Origin of the sequence: Pseudomonas sp. GL93, assembly GCF_003408955.1 — a bacterium.
Taxonomy (GTDB): Bacteria; Pseudomonadota; Gammaproteobacteria; order Pseudomonadales; family Pseudomonadaceae; genus Aquipseudomonas; species Aquipseudomonas paracarnis.
The window spans coordinates 1-17,167 of record NZ_NKRF01000008.1 but is presented as its reverse complement, the minus strand read 5'-3'; the positions used below and the strand labels follow the sequence as shown (position 1 = coordinate 17,167).

Below are 17,167 nucleotides of genomic sequence, written 5' to 3'. Positions count from 1 at the left end.
ACCTGATCCCATCCCGAACTCAGCAGTGAAACGATGCATCGCCGATGGTAGTGTGGGGTTTCCCCATGTGAGAGTAGGTCATCGTCAAGATTAAATTCCAAAACCCCTGTCTGCTAACGCAGACAGGGGTTTTGTTTATGTAGAAGCTCATGAATTTCACCGGCACGTTGCCAACGCAACGGTCTGGTACACAGAATTTCTTGACGACCATAGAGCATTGGAACCACCTGATCCCATCCCGAACTCAGCAGTGAAACGATGCATCGCCGATGGTAGTGTGGGGTTTCCCCATGTGAGAGTAGGTCATCGTCAAGATTGAATTCCGAAACCCCTGTCTGCTAACGCAGACAGGGGTTTTGTCGTTTGGGGCAGCTCATCACCGCGAATCTGCTTTATCCCTACCGCCTGTCGGTTTCCTACGCTAAAAGAAGATGCTTCTCACAAATTTCTAAGATTTGTCGAGGTTTGGCCGAAAGCCTGACGAGCCATGCGTGCACCGAAATAGAGCGACCGCAGAGTCCGCCTATCCCGTTACATGGAATGTTCCACTCGGCACGCTCACCCCCCTTTGGCAAAAGAAGTCGATGAAATGAATCTCAAGTTCAGTCATAAAATTCTGTTGGCCGCGTCAGGCGTCGTGGTTTTAGCCTTCGCGTTATTCACCCTCTACAACGACTACCTGCAGCGCAGCACCATTAGGCAAAACCTGACGTCGTCCATCCAGCAATCCGGCGAGCTCACCGCCAGCAGTGTGCAGAACTGGCTGAGTGGTCGCATCCTGGTCCTCGAGAACCTGGCGCAGAACGTTGCCCACCAGGGCAGCACCGCCGACCTCCCAGGTTTGGTCGATCAGCCAGCATTCACCACCAATTTCCAGTTCACCTATGTAGGTCAAACCAATGGGGTATTCACCCAGCGACCTGACGCGAAGATGCCTGACGACTACGACCCTCGTCAGCGCCCTTGGTACAAGCAAGCAGTAGTGGCGGACAAAACCATGCTTACTCCGCCTTATATGGCAGCTGTGGGCGGTCAGATCGTGACAATTGCCATGCCGGTGAAAAAGAACGGCGAGTTGTTGGGTGTTGTCGGTGGTGACCTGAGCCTGCAGACACTGGTGAAGATCATCAATTCGGTAGACTTCGGTGGTATTGGCCATGCGTTTCTGGTCAGCGGCGATGGCCAGGTCATCGTCAGTCCAGACCAGGACCAGGTGATGAAAAACCTGAAAGACATCTACCCCGGCACCAACGTGCGCATTGAGAAGCTCAATCAGGACGTCGTACTCAACGGACAGGATCGCATCCTCTCTTTCACGCCTATCAGCGGCTTGCCTGGCGCTGACTGGTACATCGGCCTCTCGATCGACAAAGAAAAAGCCTATGCCCCGCTGGGCAAATTCCGTACTTCGGCCTTGATTGCGATGTTGATTGCCGTTGTGGCTATTGCGGTACTCCTGAGCCTGTTGATTCAAGTCCTGTTGCGCCCGCTGACCACCATGGGCGTGGCCATGCAGGACATTGCCCAAGGCGAAGGTGATTTGACCCGACGTCTGGACGTGACCAGCAAAGACGAGTTCGGCGAGGTCGGCAGCGCATTCAATCAGTTCGTCGAGCGAATTCACGCGTCGATTTCCGAAGTGTCTTCGGCAACGCGCCAGGTGCACGATTTGTCCCAGCGTGTGATGGCTTCATCCAATGCGTCGATCATCGGTTCTGACGAACAGAGCGCGCGTACCAACAGCGTGGCCGCAGCCATCAACGAACTAGGGGCCGCCACCCAGGAAATCGCGCGCAACGCCGCTGATGCGTCCCAGCATGCCAGTGGTGCCAGCGAACAAGCTGACGATGGTCGTAAAGTGGTGGAACAAACCATCCAGGCGATGTCTGAGTTGTCGCAAAAGATCAGCCTGTCTTGCACTCAGATCGAAACCCTCAATGCCAGTACCGATAACATCGGGCACATCCTGGATGTGATCAAAGGCATTTCCCAACAAACCAACTTGCTCGCCCTCAACGCGGCGATCGAAGCGGCCCGTGCTGGCGAAGCCGGGCGTGGATTTGCCGTGGTGGCTGATGAAGTGCGTAATTTGGCGCACCGTACCCAGGAGTCGGCAGAAGAAATCCACAAGATGATCACTTCACTGCAAGTGGGTTCGCGTGAGGCCGTGACCACCATGAACGCCAGCCAGGCCTCCAGCGAAGAAAGTGTTGAAGTCGCCAACCAGGCAGGTGAGCGTCTGGTCAGCGTGACGCAACGTATCGTTGAGATTGATGGCATGAACCAATCCGTCGCGGCCGCCACCGAAGAGCAGACCGCAGTGGTTGAAACCCTCAACGTCGATATCAACCAGATCAACCTGCTGAACCAGCAAGGTGTGGCCAACCTCAACGAGACGCTCAAGGACTGCGATGCGCTGTCCCAGCAGGCCAGCCGACTGAAGCAATTGGTCGATAGCTTCAAGATCTGATCCTGACCGCATCGGAGCGAGGCCTCTCGCTCCGATTGCGTGGCCCTACGTCCAGGGTGCTATTCAGAGGAAATTAATAGCGCTCAGATAGTCGCAGCCTTTGCATAACAGTGCCTGGCTCTTGGGTGGATAACACATCCCCATTCTTTCCAAGCCCCACCGGGCATTGTCGTAACGGATCATCGACGTGTCACCGATGTCTTCGCCCAGTCCGTCCAAATAAAAGCCGAGCACCCCGAACAGCGCGTTATCGCGACTTACGTTGCGCAATGCCCGTTGCCAGTGCTCAACGCTGACTCGGTCAAAAACGTGTCCAGCCTCGCTGAATGCATCGAGGTACTGATCCCAACTCAAGGGCAGCGGGTTGTGCAGGTTGAACACATTTCGCCCAGGGTCAAAGTGAGCGCTGTGGAAGGCGATGAAACGAGCCAGGAAGTCCACCGGCATCAGATCGAAATTGGCGTCCAGTCGCGGGACCAACCCCAATTGCAGAGACCCCTTGAGCATCAACATCAAGCGGTTTTTCTGTGGCTGGCAGACACCGTTCTGGCTGTTGAAGCTGATATTCCCCGGGCGATGAATATTGACCCATGCCCCTTGTTCGACTGCCCGTCCTAATAACCGCTCGGCTACCCACTTGGAGAGGTTGTAGCCATTTTTCACGTAGAGCGGCAGTGTGCGGCTGGCAGGCGTTTCAAGAACGTATCCGTCGACGTCCAGGCTGCTGCAGGCTGACAGCGTCGAGATGAAATTGAGGACCTTCTTGCAGTGGGTCTCGCAAAGACGCAGGCACTCCAGCACCGGCTCGACGTTGTCCTCGGCGAGCGAGGCGTAATCCATCACATGATTGACCTGCGCGGCGTTATGTACCACCACGCCGTAATGACGGGCGAGGTACTCGTACACGTCGTCGGCCAAGCCCAGGCGGGGTTTACGAATATCGGCGGCGTAAACTTGCACGCGGCTCAGGTCCAGATGTTCCAAGCGGTATTCACGTAACGCCTGGGCGAACCTTGCCGCCGCCGAATGGCCGGGCAACTCACGCACCAGGCACGCCACGTCCTGCGCTCCGCCAGCCAGAAGCGCCTGGACGATATGCACCCCGACAAAGCTGTTCGCCCCGGTGACGATGGCTTTGCGCAAATCTCCCGCAAGGGCTTCGGGCAGAACCTCGACCTTCAGTACGCGCGTCGCATCTTGCTCCATCTGGTTGGATGGTGTATCCGGCAGCGTGCCGCCATCCATGAGTGCGGCCAATGTGCGGATGGTTGGCCTCTCAAAAAAGGGGCTCAGGCAGAAGCTACGGCCAAACTGCTCGCGCAGACGTAGCAATAGCGTCGATAACAGGATGGAGTGGCCACCGAGGTTGAAAAAACTCTCATCGATCGAGAGTTCGCCTGCGGGTAATCCCAACAGTTCACCCCACAGGTCAGCCAGTTGGGCCTGCAACGGGTCTTGTACGCGGCAGCGGCTCACTCCGACGGGTGTGGGTATTGGCATGGCCAGTAAGGCCTTGCGATCGATCTTGCCGTTATCCGAATGGGGCATGCATGCCAGCTCGCTCCAGGCGCTTGGCTGCATGTGCACGGGCAACCATTGCCGAGCATGTTTCTTCAAGCTTGCCAGCGTAGCGCCAGCTTCTGGCTGGGCGGCAAACCCGATGACTCTGTGTGCCGCATCGACCACTACTGCCACTTGGCGAAACAAGCGACTATCGCGCAAGCACTGTTCAATATCCTGAGGCTGGACTCGAAACCCGCGGATCTTGACTTGCTCATCCCGGCGGCCGCCGAGTTCAATGCCCTCTTGCGTCCATTTCGCCAAGTCGCCGCTGCGGTAAGCCCGTAGCACTTGGCCATTTGGCAGTGTCAGCGCCACGAACGGACTGTCGGCCCGCGTCGGTGTATTCGAATAGCCGAGGCTTACGCCTGGGCCGACAATGTACAAGTCCCCCATTACCTGTTCATCCACAGGCTGCAGGTTCTCGTCGAGAATCAGCACCTGGCTGTTGGCAATGGGGTGGCCGATATTGCGATGGCTGTCACCTCGTTGGAACACCCGATGGGTCGCCAACACAGTGGTCTCGGTCGGCCCATAGAGGTTATGCAATTGGCATTGATCGGCCAGTTGTTCGATCACGCAGGGCTCGCAGAAATCGCCTCCGGTCAGCAGATGAGTCATGCCCAAGGGTTGATCCAAAGGCAGGATACTGAGCAGCGCCGGTGGTAAAAACCCATGTGTGACGCGTTGCTGGCGAATCAGCTCTACCAGTTGCTGAGGGTCGTGACGTTGGTCTTGGCTGGGAACAATTAACTCGGCGCCGGAGATCAAGGCCGGGAAAATATCGATCAGTGACGAATCGAAGCCCAGCGGCGAAAACTGCAGGACGCGACTGTGTTGATCCAACGCCACGCAATTGATGAGCCAGGCCGTGAAATGCGCCAAGTTGTATTGGCTCAGCAGTACCCCTTTAGGCTGGCCCGTGGTACCCGAGGTGAACAGTGCCACGCAGGGCTCGTCGCCACCGGGATGATGGCGCATCAGCGGTTGCGTCATGTCGACGCTGTGCGCGGCTACCTGGCTCACATCAAGTGAAACGAAACGCTCTCGCAACGGGTGCTGGCCATTCTCCAGCAGCACGCAAGCCTTCAGGCTGGTCAGCATGCAGTGCTGGCGTTGCTCCGGGTGGTCCGGAACCAGCGGCAAATACACGGCGCCACAGCCAAGCACCGCAAGAATGCTGGCGTACAGCTCGGCGGATTTCTCCAGGCATACGCCGACCACGCGTGGTGACTCGACACCCTCCAGCAGGGGAAGCAGGCGTTGTTGAATAGCCATGGCTTGTTGCTGGAGCTGCCGATAAGTCAGCGCATGACCGGCGATGTTCAGCACTGTTCGATGCGCGAAGGTATTGAGGCTGGTCTGCAGCCGTTCGATCATGGGCGTTCGGGCCGCGTGCAGTAAGGCAGGGTCCGCAGTGCGGTTGAACCGGTGCATGAAAGCCATGGCATCCAACTCTTGCAGGCCCTGTTCAGGCCAGGCGTTAGCAGTGGCCGTTGCCGAGAAATAAGCGGGGTCTCTTGAGAAACCGCAGACCAACAAAGCAGCCCACTCCACCCCTGCATTCGTTACCTGCTGACGCAACCGCTGCCCATTGCCGCTGGGCTCCTGGGCAACGTCGTGCACCGCCAGCAGGCGCCGCTCACGGTCATAGCCGCGCAACTGCAGTGAGGGCAGCCCGTGTTCGAAGACTGGGCCGATACCCACGCGCAAGCTTAACCATGGCGCACGGGCGGACGAGGGCGGCAGCGGCTGACTCCCGTCTTCAATCACCAGGTCGACAGACCCCGTTCCTGCCACATGCCCATATTGCTCCAGCTCCTGCCTGAGCGCCGCCAGCACGTTACTGGTACCACGCCACTCGATCTGCAAGCGCCTCATGCCAACCTCCTCGATACGGGCAGGTAGTCGCTCAGAGCTCGTGCCACGCTGGGAGTTTGCAGTACACCGCTGTGGTGCACAAAGCCCATGATATTGGCCACCAGCGGATGTTGGTGGGTGATGGGAAAGTCCAGCGCCTGGATTTCGTCGCGCAGTGCCACGCGAGTGTCGGCACTGACCGCCAAGTGGTCGATCAGTTGCAGATCGAAGTCTTTTTGTAGGTCGTTGGTCAGGTAGTGCTTCAGGAACACGGGCAGGGCTTGAGCGATGTGGTCGCGATCTTGCGGGCTTGCCGACTGCCAGTAGAGGCGCACCAACTGTGTCCAGAACCGCGCATGCCGCCCTTCATCAAACAGATGATCGGCCATCAGGCCGCGGACAGAGGATTTGACGCTGCCGTCTTTGGAAAACGCTGCGACGTCCTGGGTGACGGTGTTCTCAGCGATGGCGACGCCGATCAGCTCAACGGCATCGTGCAAATATGTCGGTACCTGTGCCTGGGCTGCCGGCAGCGCGCGGCTCAATTCAATTTGCCCGGGTAGATCGAGCGGTTGAATCCCGGTCATTGCCACGGCTTGCTGCAGGAAATCCAGCGCGACCAGCGCGTGGTAATCCTCGTCGACAACGACCGTCATTGCGTCGTAACGGCAGGCGAGCGGGAAGGGCAGGGAGAAGCGATCTTTAGCAATGCTGCGCGCGGTTTTGTCGACGATCTCGGTTTCGAAAATCACCACGTCATTGATGAATTTGTAGAAGCTTTGCACCAGCACGAAGTCGCGCCATTGCGGGCAGTGCTTGAGAAAGGTCGCACTCAATACCAGAGGCTGGCGGCACAGGGGGAAGATGAGTTTGTCGTCGTCTTCCAACATCCGCCGGGGGCGTGTGCGGATGGTTGCGCGACGCTCCCAGTCATCGGCAAAGGATTGGTAGTTGGCGGCGTTCACGGACGTACCTCTTGCATCGAGGTCAGCACGTCGTCCCAGAGAGTAATACGACTTTCTACGGCGCCCAGGGCGGCGCTATCGGCTTGTTGCTGACGACTGGGGTCGGCGTCGATCAGGTGCGTTAGCAACTGTTGCGCCGCAGGGCCGTGGTCATCGCTGTCCAATTCGATATGGCGGTTGAGGTAGTAACATAACGTAGGGGCCTGCCGACCTATGAAAGCATGGCTATGCAAAAGCCTCTCGAACATAGACGGAATCACACTCTCGCGGCCATGCAGGAATGCCGCCGCCACACAGTGGGTTGGGGCGCTCAAGGCGATTTGTAAGGTGCTGTCGACGAAACGGGCCACGCCCAGGGGAGCATCGATCATTTGCAAGGCTGCGCTTACCTCCACTCCCTGGCTTTGCAGGTCGATAAAGCGAGTGATTGCGAAAGTGCTGGCGCCCACTTCCGTCATGGCGTCCAGATACAGTTCGAAGTGGCTGCAATAGCCCCGTGTCGGGTGTTCGTCCGACTCTTCAGCCAGCACGATTTCATTGATCAGACGGGCTGCGCGGGGGGCGGCGGAGGGTAGCCAGGGTAACTGCGTGCACGTGAGGTCCTGTTGCAGGCGTTTGGTCAGGCTCATGAAGTCCCAGACAGCAAATACATGGTGCTCCATAAATTGTTGTAACTTGCCAACGGTGGTTATTTCTATAAATAAAGGGTGGTCGAACAGTTTTTGTTTTTTTTGCTCAAGTAAATAGTGATGCATGGTTGACGCCTATAGTTGTTGCGAGTGCTTTAAAAGCAGTGTTGGACTGTTATAGTTGTGGGTGCAAGAGTAACTTGATCGCGTTCACGCGCACGGCGCTACCATTTAAATAGGCGGCCGCAGCGGTATGGGAAGGCGTGGCTTGCTGAGCGAAGATAATAAGCTGATTGAATGTTTGAACCGGTATGCAAATGTATTAAAGGACTTTGCCGATGTTTATATGTGCGGTAAGTTGCCCGGCTATAGGTGGGATTTTTCCGTACACTCAGTCGGCGTTAATTGTTCTTTAGTTATTTTTTTAAATATTTCTGATGGAGCAACACCCCTGATAGGGAAGCTGCTCCATCACCTGAGGATTAAGGGCAAAAGCAAAAAAACTTACTGCACGGCTTTTTTGTCGGCGCTCTCAAGGCTGCTGAGGTAGGTGGCGATCACCTCCATGCCTCGCATCAAGTGGTTACGCAACGTGAGGATGCTCTCCTCGACTTTCTTCTGCGCCACCAGGCTCAGCAGTTCGCGGTGATCTTCCTGGGAGGTCTCGCCCAGCCCCATCGCCTCAAGGTTGAAGCGCAGGAAGCGCTCCTCCTCATTCAAACCGTGCTCGACAAGGGTGAGTAGTCGCTGGTTGGGCGCCTTGCCATATAGCACCATGTGAAACAGGCGATTGAGGCGACCAATCTCGGTGTAGTCTTTTTCGCGTTCCAGCGAATTGATACAAGCCTCGGCTTGAGCAAGGTCCGCGTCGGTGAGCAGCGGAATCGACAGGCGCAAGGCTTCGGACTCCAGCAACATGCGCAAGGCATAGGTCTCTGCCGAATTGTCCTCGATCAAGGGGGCAACGACGGCACCCTTGTGAGTCACCACATGCAGCAAGGATTGCGCCTCCAGCTGGCGCAAAGCTTCACGCACGGGCATGCGGCTGACGCCGAACAGGCTGGCCAGTTCTTGCTGCCGCATGGCGGTGCCACAGGGCAGTCGCCCATCGAGGATGGCATTACGCAAGGTTTCTTCAATAACGGAGCGCGCAAGATGGGCGGGAATAGGCCCGCTGATTTTGATGCTGCTTAATGGGTTCGGCTTCTGCGTCACGGTTGCGCTATCCTCCTTTCTTGAATAATAGGTTGGCTAATTGGATCCAAAGAACACTAAAGATGGGCCAGGCGCTTGTCAAACAGCCAGAGTTTCCGTTTGTAAGGGCTTACACAGCATACTTTGTGTCTCTCACAAGGGGCGGTTATAAAAACACCGCCCCCTGGGATGATTGCACTGTGCCATTGTTTTTTGTAGGGCCAGGCTTCACCATTCCTTGAAATTCCGTCTCTTTCATGGACTGAACACTTTGGCGGTAAGTTTTATTCCCTATCGACTGCTTTGCTGGCTTTTATCAGCAATTTTACTGGCTGGCCTGATGCTCGGCGGGCTGCGTGCCGATTGGGATTTCTCGCAGATCAGCCGCAAGGCCACCGCCGTCTACGGCCCGTTGGGGCAAGGCCAGCAGCGTATCGACGCCTGGCAGCGGCTATTGGCGAGTGAAAAACAGGTCAGCGAGCAGGAGCAGCTCAAGGTCGTCAATTTGTTCTTCAACAAGCAAATGACCTACGTGGAAGACATCGATCTCTGGCATGTCGTCGATTATTGGGAGACACCCGTCGAAGCACTCTGGAAGGGGGCTGGTGACTGTGAAGATTACGCCATCGCAAAGTATTTCAGTTTGCGTCACCTGGGTGTGTCCAGCGACAAATTGCGCATTACCTACGTCAAGGCCTTGCGGCAGAATCGGGCGCACATGGTCCTGACCTATTATTCGACCCCAGACGCTGTCCCACTGGTGCTCGACAGCCTGATGGATGAGATCCTGCCGGCCACCCGTCGTACCGATCTGGTCCCGGTTTACTCATTCAACGCCGAGGGGCTGTACTTGCCCGGTGCCAAGGGCAACAAGAAAGTCGGTGATACCAAACGCTTGTCGCGCTGGCAGGATGTGTTGAGAAAAATGCGTGCGGAAGGCTTCCCAGCCGAGCCTGCCAACTAGGAGTAACTGATCGGATGTCTCTGTTCAAACAGCTATTGATTGCAATCTGTCTGTTCCTGGTGGTCGCCTTCAGCGGCAGCTTCATGGTCAGCCTGGAAAGCTCGCGCACCCAATACGTCAACCAACTGCGCTCCCACGCCCAGGATGCCGCGACGGCGTTGGCGCTGTCGCTGACCCCGAATATCGACGACCCGGCCATGGTGGAGCTGCTGGTCAGCTCGATCTTCGACAGCGGTTACTACGCCAGCATCCGCGTCGTGGACCTGGCCACCGACAAAACCATCGTCGAGCGCAGCGGTATTCCTGACAACAACGGCGTGCCCAATTGGTTCGTCAAGCTGATCGGCCTGGAGCCGGCCGGTGGTGATGCGCTGGTCAGTCGTGGCTGGGAACAGGCCGCGCGGGTTGAAGTGGTCAGCCATCCGATGTTCGCCCTGGCCAAGCTCTGGCAAAGCGCCCTGGGCAGCCTGGGCTGGTTGCTGCTGTGCGGCGCGGTCAGCGTGGTGCTCGGTGGGCTGTTGCTGCGCCGGCAATTGAAGCCGTTGGACTATATGGTCAAACAGTCCCACGCCATTGCCCGCCGCGAGTTCCTCAGCCTGCCTGACTTACCCCGCACGCCAGAGCTGCGGCGCGTGGTACAGGCCATGAACCAGATGGTGGAAAAGCTCAAGGCGCTGTTCCAGGAGCAGGCCGAGCGTAGCGAAAAACTGCGCACTGAATCCTATCAGGACAACCTCACCGGCCTCGCCAACCGCCGTTATTTCGAGATGCAGCTCAACGCCCGCGTCAGTAACCCGGAAGAAACCAACTCCGGCTACCTGCTGTTGCTGCGGGTCAAGGACTTGGCCGGCCTCAACCAGCGCCTGGGTGGCCAGCGCACCGACCAGTTGCTGCAAGCGGTTGGCCAACAATTGCTGCGCCAGTGCGAGCCGTATCCGGAAACCCATAACCTCGTCACCCGTATTCGTGGCGGTGAGTTCGCCGTGCTGGCGCCGGGGTTGATGCGTGAAGAAGCGCTGCAACTGGCGCAAAACCTGGAAAGCACCTTGCTCAGCCTGCAAGCGACCGGCGCCAGCGACGTTACACCGGTTGCCTATATCGGCCTGGCACCGTTCAGCCATGGCGACGCGCCCCAAGCCCTGTTGACCCTGGCAGACCAAGCCCTGGCCCAGGCCGAAGCGCAGGGCGACACCACTTGGGTGTGCCTGGACCGCAGCGCCGCCGCCAGCGTCGGTGACGATCACCATGCCTGGCATACCCTGTTGGACCAGGCCCTGACCCAACAGCGCTTCCAGCTGTACTTCCAGCCGGTGGTGGCCAGCCAGGATCCACAGTTGGTCTTGCACTACAAAGTGCTGTCGCGCTTGCAGGACGAGGACGGTCACACCATACCGGCCGGGCGCTTCCTGCCGTGGCTTGAGCGCTTCGGTTGGTCGGCCCGCCTGGACCGCCTGATGCTGGAGCAGGTGCTCAAGCAGATGAGCAGCCACACCGAGAACCTGGCGCTGAACCTCTCGGCCGCGACCTTGCAGGACACCCAGGCTCTGAACCGTATATATGACCTGCTACGCCAGCACAGCAACCTGGGCCCGCGCCTTACCCTGGAGATCGGTGAAGAGCAACTGCCTGAGCAGCCCGTGCTGGAACAGATGACCCAGCGCCTGCGCGAGCTGGGTTTCTCCCTCAGCCTGCAACGTTTCGGTGGGCGGTTCAGCATGATCGGCAATCTGGCGCGCCTGGGCCTGGCGTACCTGAAGATCGACGGCAGCTACATTCGCTCCATCGACCAGGAAAGTGACAAGCGCCTGTTTATCGAAGCTATTCAGCGAGCGGCCCATAGCATCGACCTGCCGCTGATTGCCGAGCGTGTAGAGACCGAGGGCGAACTGAAGGTGATTCGTGAGATGGGGATTTTCGGTGTGCAGGGCCAACTGTTTGGCGAGCCCGCGCCCTGGAAGTAATTACCTGTAGGAGCTAGCTTGCTCGCGAAGATCGCCAACGATAACGCGCAAAGCCTGACACCCCGTGGCGATTTGAGTTTTTTCGCGAGCAAGCTCGCTCCTACAGTGCGTAGGAGCGGTTGGATCAAATCAATCCTTTCTCGTCATCATCGATCAACTGGCTCAACCCACCCAACGCTTCCCGCGCCTGGTTACGGTCCATCAACTTGGCCTGGGCTGCCGGGGGCAGGTCGGTCACGCTGATCACCCCCTTGCGGGTCAGCACCTGGATCAAGTCATCCAGCACCCGGATCATCTCCAAGTCGCTCTGTTTGAGCTGGGCCAGGCTGGTTTCCACCACTTCGTTGGCGTACCAGGCCTGTATCTCATGGTGATCGGCCGGCAGGGTTTCAGTGGATTCGGTAAAGGCAGCAGCCTCTACGCGAACCAGCGCGCCCTGTGCATCACGTTGCACGTAAAACATAACAACCCCTCGAAAATGCGCCACAGGCGTTCAACAGCATAGGTCAACGCGGCGTGTATGGGCGTGAGTATGCGATGCCCCGTCCGCCAGGGCCAGCCACCCGCAGGCCAAAAAAACGGCCGCCTGGAAGGGCGGCCGATTAATCGTGTCTTAAGTGTGGTCGATCTTGATGGTCGGGTCGGCACCACTGATCAGCGAGTTGATGCTGGTGTGGGACCAATCGTTGCCTTCCAGCTTGATCGTCACATCGGCATTGGCCAGGCCACCGGCGGCGTTGAGCTTGCCTTCACTGCTCACTTGCAGGGTCGACACGCCGTCTACCGTGGTGATCTTGAGGTAGTTGTCGATGGTGCTGTCGGTTTCACCTTTCAACAAATCACGCAGATCAATGCGGTCGCCTTCCGAGGCCTTGAAGTCCTTGATCACATCGTTGCCGAAGTCACCAGACTTCCACACAAAGGTGTCGGCACCCGAGCCACCGATCAGGATGTCGTTGCCCTGGCCGCCAATCAACGTGTCGTTACCCGTGCCACCCAGCAGGATGTCATTGCCTTTGCCACCGTCGAGCGTGTCGTTGCCGCCCTGGCCGAACAGGATGTCATCGCCAGCGCCGCCCAGCAGCGTGTCGTTGGCATCCTTGGCGCCGGAGACGTCGAAGTCCACATAGTGCTCGGTGACGTACTGGTGAACGTTAGAGGCGGTCACCGCAGAGACAGCCACGCCGGTCTTCTGCGCCACAAATGCCTGCAGTGCGTTGTAGCCCTCACCGTTGATCCCGCTGAAGCTCACCAGGTCGCCGAACAGGATGTCGTTGCCATCGCCCCCGATGATGGTGTCTGCGCCAGGCAACGTCGCCTCGGTGTGGCCGAGGATCGCATTGGCCAGGTCCTTCGGATCGATGTTGGCTTGCGGCTTGCCATCGCTGTCGTACGGAGCCAGCTGGTTCAAGCTGACCCCGCTGTTGAGGCCGATGGCTTCTACGCCACCTGTGGACAGGCCTTTGAGCAGTGCGAACGCGCTGTTGGAGTTGAGGGTGGTGGAGTAGTCGGTCTCGTACCCGAGGCCGCCTTGTACCGATATTTCATAGGTGCCATCCCCTTGGGCATGGATTGTTCCCGGGTTGGACTGCCCCCAGCCCCACCAGTTGTTGGTCCACAGGGTTACCTTGCCAGCAGAGTCGATATCAATTAAGTGACTCGAGTCGATGTTGATCCGGGTGGCGGTGCCTATGGTGTAGTTGTTCATGGTGACGACATCATCTAGCCTGACGTTGCCGTACAAGTACGGGTTGGTCTGCTCGGCCGCTTGGTAAAACGTCGGCTGGCCATCGGTGATGAAGTACGTTGTGTTGATTGCGTCTGTGTTGCCAGTCGCCTGGGCACTTTTGAAGAAGTTGGACGCGGCCTTGAACACATCTTCGTAGTTGGTCCCGCCGGTAGACACCATGGAATCCAGGACTTTCTGCAGCGAATCCAACGCACCTGGGTCTTTCAGGTTGACTGTCACCGTGCGATTGACCTGGTCACTGAAGTCCGCCAGGAAGATGTTCACGGTGCCAGGGGTGCTGGAGCCGATACTGTTTTTCAGCGAGTTGAACGTGGTGGTCAGCGAGGCTTTCGCCGCCGCTATCGAGCTCGCGCCCATACTGCCCGACGTATCGATCATGAACGCGATGTTGTAGTTCTTGCCCTGCACCACGTTCAGGCCGGCGACGTCGGCCACGACGATGTCGTTGCCATCGCTGCCATTGATGGTGTCGCTGCCCGAAGTGCCGGTTACCGGGTTGTAGGTTGCCGGGTGCACCGTGACTGGCAATTGCGCGGTGGTGGTCGCCGAACCACCAATGCTTTCGGTGGAGGTCGAGGTGACCGTCAGGTTGAACTGGCCGCTGTAGTAGGTCGGCGGCTTGATGCTCAGGGTGTTCAGGTCCCAGCCGGTGACGTTGACTTCGCCCACGGTCTTACTCGCGGTGAAGGTGTGGCCCGACGCGTCGGTGAGTACCGAACCTGCCGGAATGCCACTGACCTTCACGCTCAAGGTTTCCGAGCCGTCGGTATCGGTCAGTGCGGTGGTGACTTTGGACAGTTTGACCGTCCCGTTTTCCTGGCCTTCGTTGAGCTTGTAGCCCACGTAGTAACCGTCACCGTTGCTGCCATGCAGGTCGGACACGGTGACGCCGGCGTTGGTCAGGTCGGTAAGGCCGGTGTACAACGGCACGGTGCTGGTGCTCAAGTTCTGCACCGCCCCGCCGTTGACCGACAGGTTGACGTCGAAGCTGCCTGGGCCCGCCTGGTTGGCCTGGTAGATCTCAAGGCTGTAGTAACCGGTGGTCGTTGGCGTGAACGTGCCGCTGAACTTGCCGCTGTTGGTACCCCACAAACCGCTGGCGACGTCTTTACCGCCAACGTTGACCACCACGCTGTCATCGGCGATACCGCTGAAGGTGTAGCTCTTGCCCGCTTCCATGTAGATCAGGCCAGAGATCTTGGAACCAGAACCGGCGGTGACGTTGTCGACGGACTCGACGTTGGTCACCACAGAGGTGTTGTTGGGTGTGCCCGCGTTATCGATGGCTTTTTTCAGTACATCCGGTGCAGCGCCGTTGCCGTTGTTGCCGAGGCCGGCAATGCTGTTCCAGCCCTGTTTGACCAGGCCGGTGGAGGCAACGTTGTTGTCTGCCACGCTCAGGGTCGGCGCGTCGGCTACCGGCGTGATATCGACTTTCACCGTGGCGCTGGTGCCCAGGTCCTTGCCATCGGTTGGCTGGAACTTGAACTGTGCGTAGTCCGCTTGCTTGTTGCCCACACCGGTGCCGCCGTAACCATCGGCGCCCGATTCGTTGGCGTTAGGCATAAAGCGCAACTGGCCGCCATCGATCTGAGCCTTGGTAAAGGTCTGGCCGCTGGTCACGTTGGTCCAGGTGCTGCCGTCCGCCGCCAGGTATTGCAGCTTGCCGGCTACCGGCAGCTCGGTGATTTTCACCCCGAGGCTGGCTTGTGGCGAGTCCACATCGCTCACGCCGAAGTTGGCCCAGGTCAGGGCCAGCGCCGTGTCTTCCGTACCGGTCACGGCACCGCCAGTGGCCACTGGTGCATCGTTGACCGCTACCACGTTGACGGTGGTGGTGGCCACGTTGGAGTAGTTGCCGCCATCGGTCACCGTCACGGTGATGGTGCGCGGCGTGGTGCTCGGGTCGTGGCTGTTGTTGGTGAACGTGATGTTCTTGATCTGCTGCATGTAGTCGGCCAGCGACGCGGTGCCGGTCAAGGTCAAGGTGATTTTGCCGGTGGCAGGGTCGGTAGTCGGGGTCACGGTGATGCCGCTCACGCCGCTGAAGTTCAGCGAGTCGCCCGGCTGGCTGTTGGTCAATACCACGGTGGCGCCGGTCAGTTGGGTGCTGTCCGGGTCGGTGATCTTGATGTCAGTGTCAGCAATTGACACACCGGTGCCGCCTTCGGTGAAGGTGGTCTTGAAGTCCGCACCGCTGGCGCCGCTGGAGTTGTTGGCATCCAGGTCGATGACCGGCGGCGCATCATTGTCGATGATGTTGGTGGTAACACTGCCATTGCCGACCACCAGGTTTTCGAAGTTGCCGCCAGTGGTCTTGTCGATGGTGATGACGATATTTTCCGTCGGCTCGGTGATCTTGTCGTCGAGCGTGCGGATATCAAACGGTACGCTGCTGGAGCCTGCCGGAATCTTCACGGTGTACACGCCATTGAAGTCTGAACCGTCGGTAGCGGTGCCGCTGTACTTGAGCGTCACGGTCACGTCGGTTTGCGGCGGGTTGCTCAGGGTCAGCGTGTAGTGCGCCGTACCGCCTTCAGTCACCGACGCATCGCCGGTAATGCTGATGGTGGTGTTGCTGACCACATCGGTCACTTTGGTAACCACGGTGCTGCCGTCGACGATCAAGTGTTCGTACTTGTCGCCACCGCTGACCACACCCGTGATTTTGGTGGTGACGTCATTGGCGCCGACATACGCATCGTTAGGTGCGGTGGCGGTGGTGAAGCTGGTGGACTTGCCATTGCCGATGGTAATGGTCGAGCCGTTATCCAGCTTGACGACCAGGTCTGAGCCAACGTTGTTCACCGCCACACCGTTCTTGTCGACCAGGGACGCGGTGTACACGATCTGCCCGCCTTCGCTGACAGAACCAGTGGCTTTGAGCACCACAGTCACGTCGTCGATGGTGTCGTTGATGGTAGTCGTGGCGCCGCCTGGTGTGATGCTCACACCTTCGAAATTGCCGCCGGTAGTGCCGGTGATGTTGACGGTCTGAGTGCTCTTGTCGATGAACACATCATCAGTCGGCGCAGGGACGGTCACCGTGCCCACGGTCGCGCCTTGCTTGATGGTGATGCTCGAACCGTTATCGAGCTGGACCACCATATCGCTGCCGGCCTTGTTGCTCAAAGTGGCGGTGTAGGTGATCTGGCCGCCCTCGTTGACAGCCGTCGGGGCGGTCAGGGTGACGGTGGTCAGGTCGGTGGTGCCCGGCGTGTCGGTGACGGTGGTATTCACCGCGGTAGTGCCAGGGACCAGGTTTTCGAAATGCTCGCCGCCGGTCACGCCTTTGATGGCGGTTGTGACGGTCGGGTCGCCTTTGTAGACGTCGTTAGGCGCGACGGTGGTAATGGAGCCGCTCGACTGATTCACGCCGATGGTGATGGTCTTGCCGTTATCGAGGGTAACGGTGAGCGGACTGGTGATGTTGGTCACCGGCGCACCGTTCTTATCCACAAGGCTGGCGGTGTAGACGATGTTGCCGCCTTCGCCAACGGTGGTGGTGGCCGTCAGGACCACATCGACCTTGTCGATGGTGTCGTTGATGGTGGTGGTTGCGCCGTTGCCTGCGACTTCCAACTTCTCGAAGTTGCCGCCAGTGGTCTCGGTGATCTTGACCGTTTGGGTGCTCTTATCGATGAATACATCATCGGTAGGCGCAGGCACGGTCACAGTGCCAACAGTGTCGCCAGCCTTGATGGTGATGCTTGCGCCGTTGTCGAGTTTCAACGTGACGTCAGTACCGGCCTTATTGCTCAAGGTCGCGGTGTAGGTGATCTGGCCACCTTCGTTAACGGCGCTAGGCGGGGTC

General features: G+C 58.4%; 8 protein-coding genes, 2 rRNA genes and 1 pseudogene. 5 read left to right on the top strand and 6 right to left on the bottom strand.

All coding sequences use genetic code 11. The features are described 5' to 3' along the window. The 3 genes from rrf (CER19_RS02810) to CER19_RS02800 form a co-directional block, all read left to right on the top strand. A 5S ribosomal RNA gene (rrf, locus tag CER19_RS02810) occupies nucleotides 1–90 on the top strand; the annotation flags it as partial. 109 nt (nucleotides 91–199) lie between these two features. Then, a 5S ribosomal RNA gene (rrf, locus tag CER19_RS02805) occupies nucleotides 200–315 on the top strand. Between the two features lie 274 nt (nucleotides 316–589). Continuing rightward, nucleotides 590–2,470 carry a methyl-accepting chemotaxis protein gene (locus CER19_RS02800; protein ID WP_116665317.1) on the top strand — a complete coding sequence of 627 codons (1,881 nt, stop codon included), beginning with the start codon at nucleotides 590–592 and terminating at the stop codon, nucleotides 2,468–2,470. Nucleotides 2,471–2,533: 63 nt separating this feature from the next. On the opposite strand, the gene CER19_RS02795 is transcribed toward CER19_RS02800, so the two are convergent. The 4 genes from CER19_RS02795 to CER19_RS02780 form a co-directional block, all read right to left on the bottom strand. After that, nucleotides 2,534–5,911, bottom strand: a complete 3,378-nt coding sequence (locus CER19_RS02795) for an amino acid adenylation domain-containing protein (protein ID WP_116665316.1) — start codon at nucleotides 5,909–5,911, stop codon at nucleotides 2,534–2,536. Continuing rightward, nucleotides 5,908–6,855 (bottom strand): diiron oxygenase, encoded by a 948-nt coding sequence (locus CER19_RS02790; RefSeq protein ID WP_116665315.1) that lies wholly within the window; start codon nucleotides 6,853–6,855, stop codon nucleotides 5,908–5,910. Before CER19_RS02790 ends, CER19_RS02795 begins: the two co-directional genes overlap by 4 nt. Beyond that, complete coding sequence (locus tag CER19_RS02785) at nucleotides 6,852–7,610, bottom strand: DUF3050 domain-containing protein (RefSeq protein WP_116665314.1); 759 nt, start codon at nucleotides 7,608–7,610, stop codon at nucleotides 6,852–6,854. Before CER19_RS02785 ends, CER19_RS02790 begins: the two co-directional genes overlap by 4 nt. 378 nt (nucleotides 7,611–7,988) lie before the next feature. Beyond that, nucleotides 7,989–8,699 carry a GntR family transcriptional regulator gene (locus CER19_RS02780; protein WP_116665313.1) on the bottom strand — a complete coding sequence of 237 codons (711 nt, stop codon included), beginning with the start codon at nucleotides 8,697–8,699 and terminating at the stop codon, nucleotides 7,989–7,991. Nucleotides 8,700–9,018: 319 nt separating this feature from the next. On the opposite strand from CER19_RS02780, the gene lapG reads away from it, so the two are divergent. Continuing rightward, complete coding sequence (gene lapG / locus CER19_RS02775) at nucleotides 9,019–9,642, top strand: cysteine protease LapG (RefSeq protein WP_225931476.1); 624 nt, start codon at nucleotides 9,019–9,021, stop codon at nucleotides 9,640–9,642. A gap of 14 nt (nucleotides 9,643–9,656) precedes the next feature. After that, entirely contained in the window at nucleotides 9,657–11,603 is a 1,947-nt protein-coding gene (gene lapD / locus CER19_RS02770) for a cyclic di-GMP receptor LapD (protein ID WP_116665312.1), read from the top strand. A gap of 124 nt (nucleotides 11,604–11,727) precedes the next feature. Here the strand turns inward: lapD and CER19_RS02760 are convergent, their stop codons facing one another. After that, the gene (locus CER19_RS02760; RefSeq protein WP_003187438.1) at nucleotides 11,728–12,066 is read right to left on the bottom strand and encodes a hypothetical protein; all 339 of its coding nucleotides are present in this window, start codon (nucleotides 12,064–12,066) and stop codon (nucleotides 11,728–11,730) included. Nucleotides 12,067–12,216: 150 nt separating this feature from the next. Continuing rightward, nucleotides 12,217–17,167, bottom strand: a pseudogene (locus tag CER19_RS02755) (LapA family giant adhesin); the annotation flags it as partial.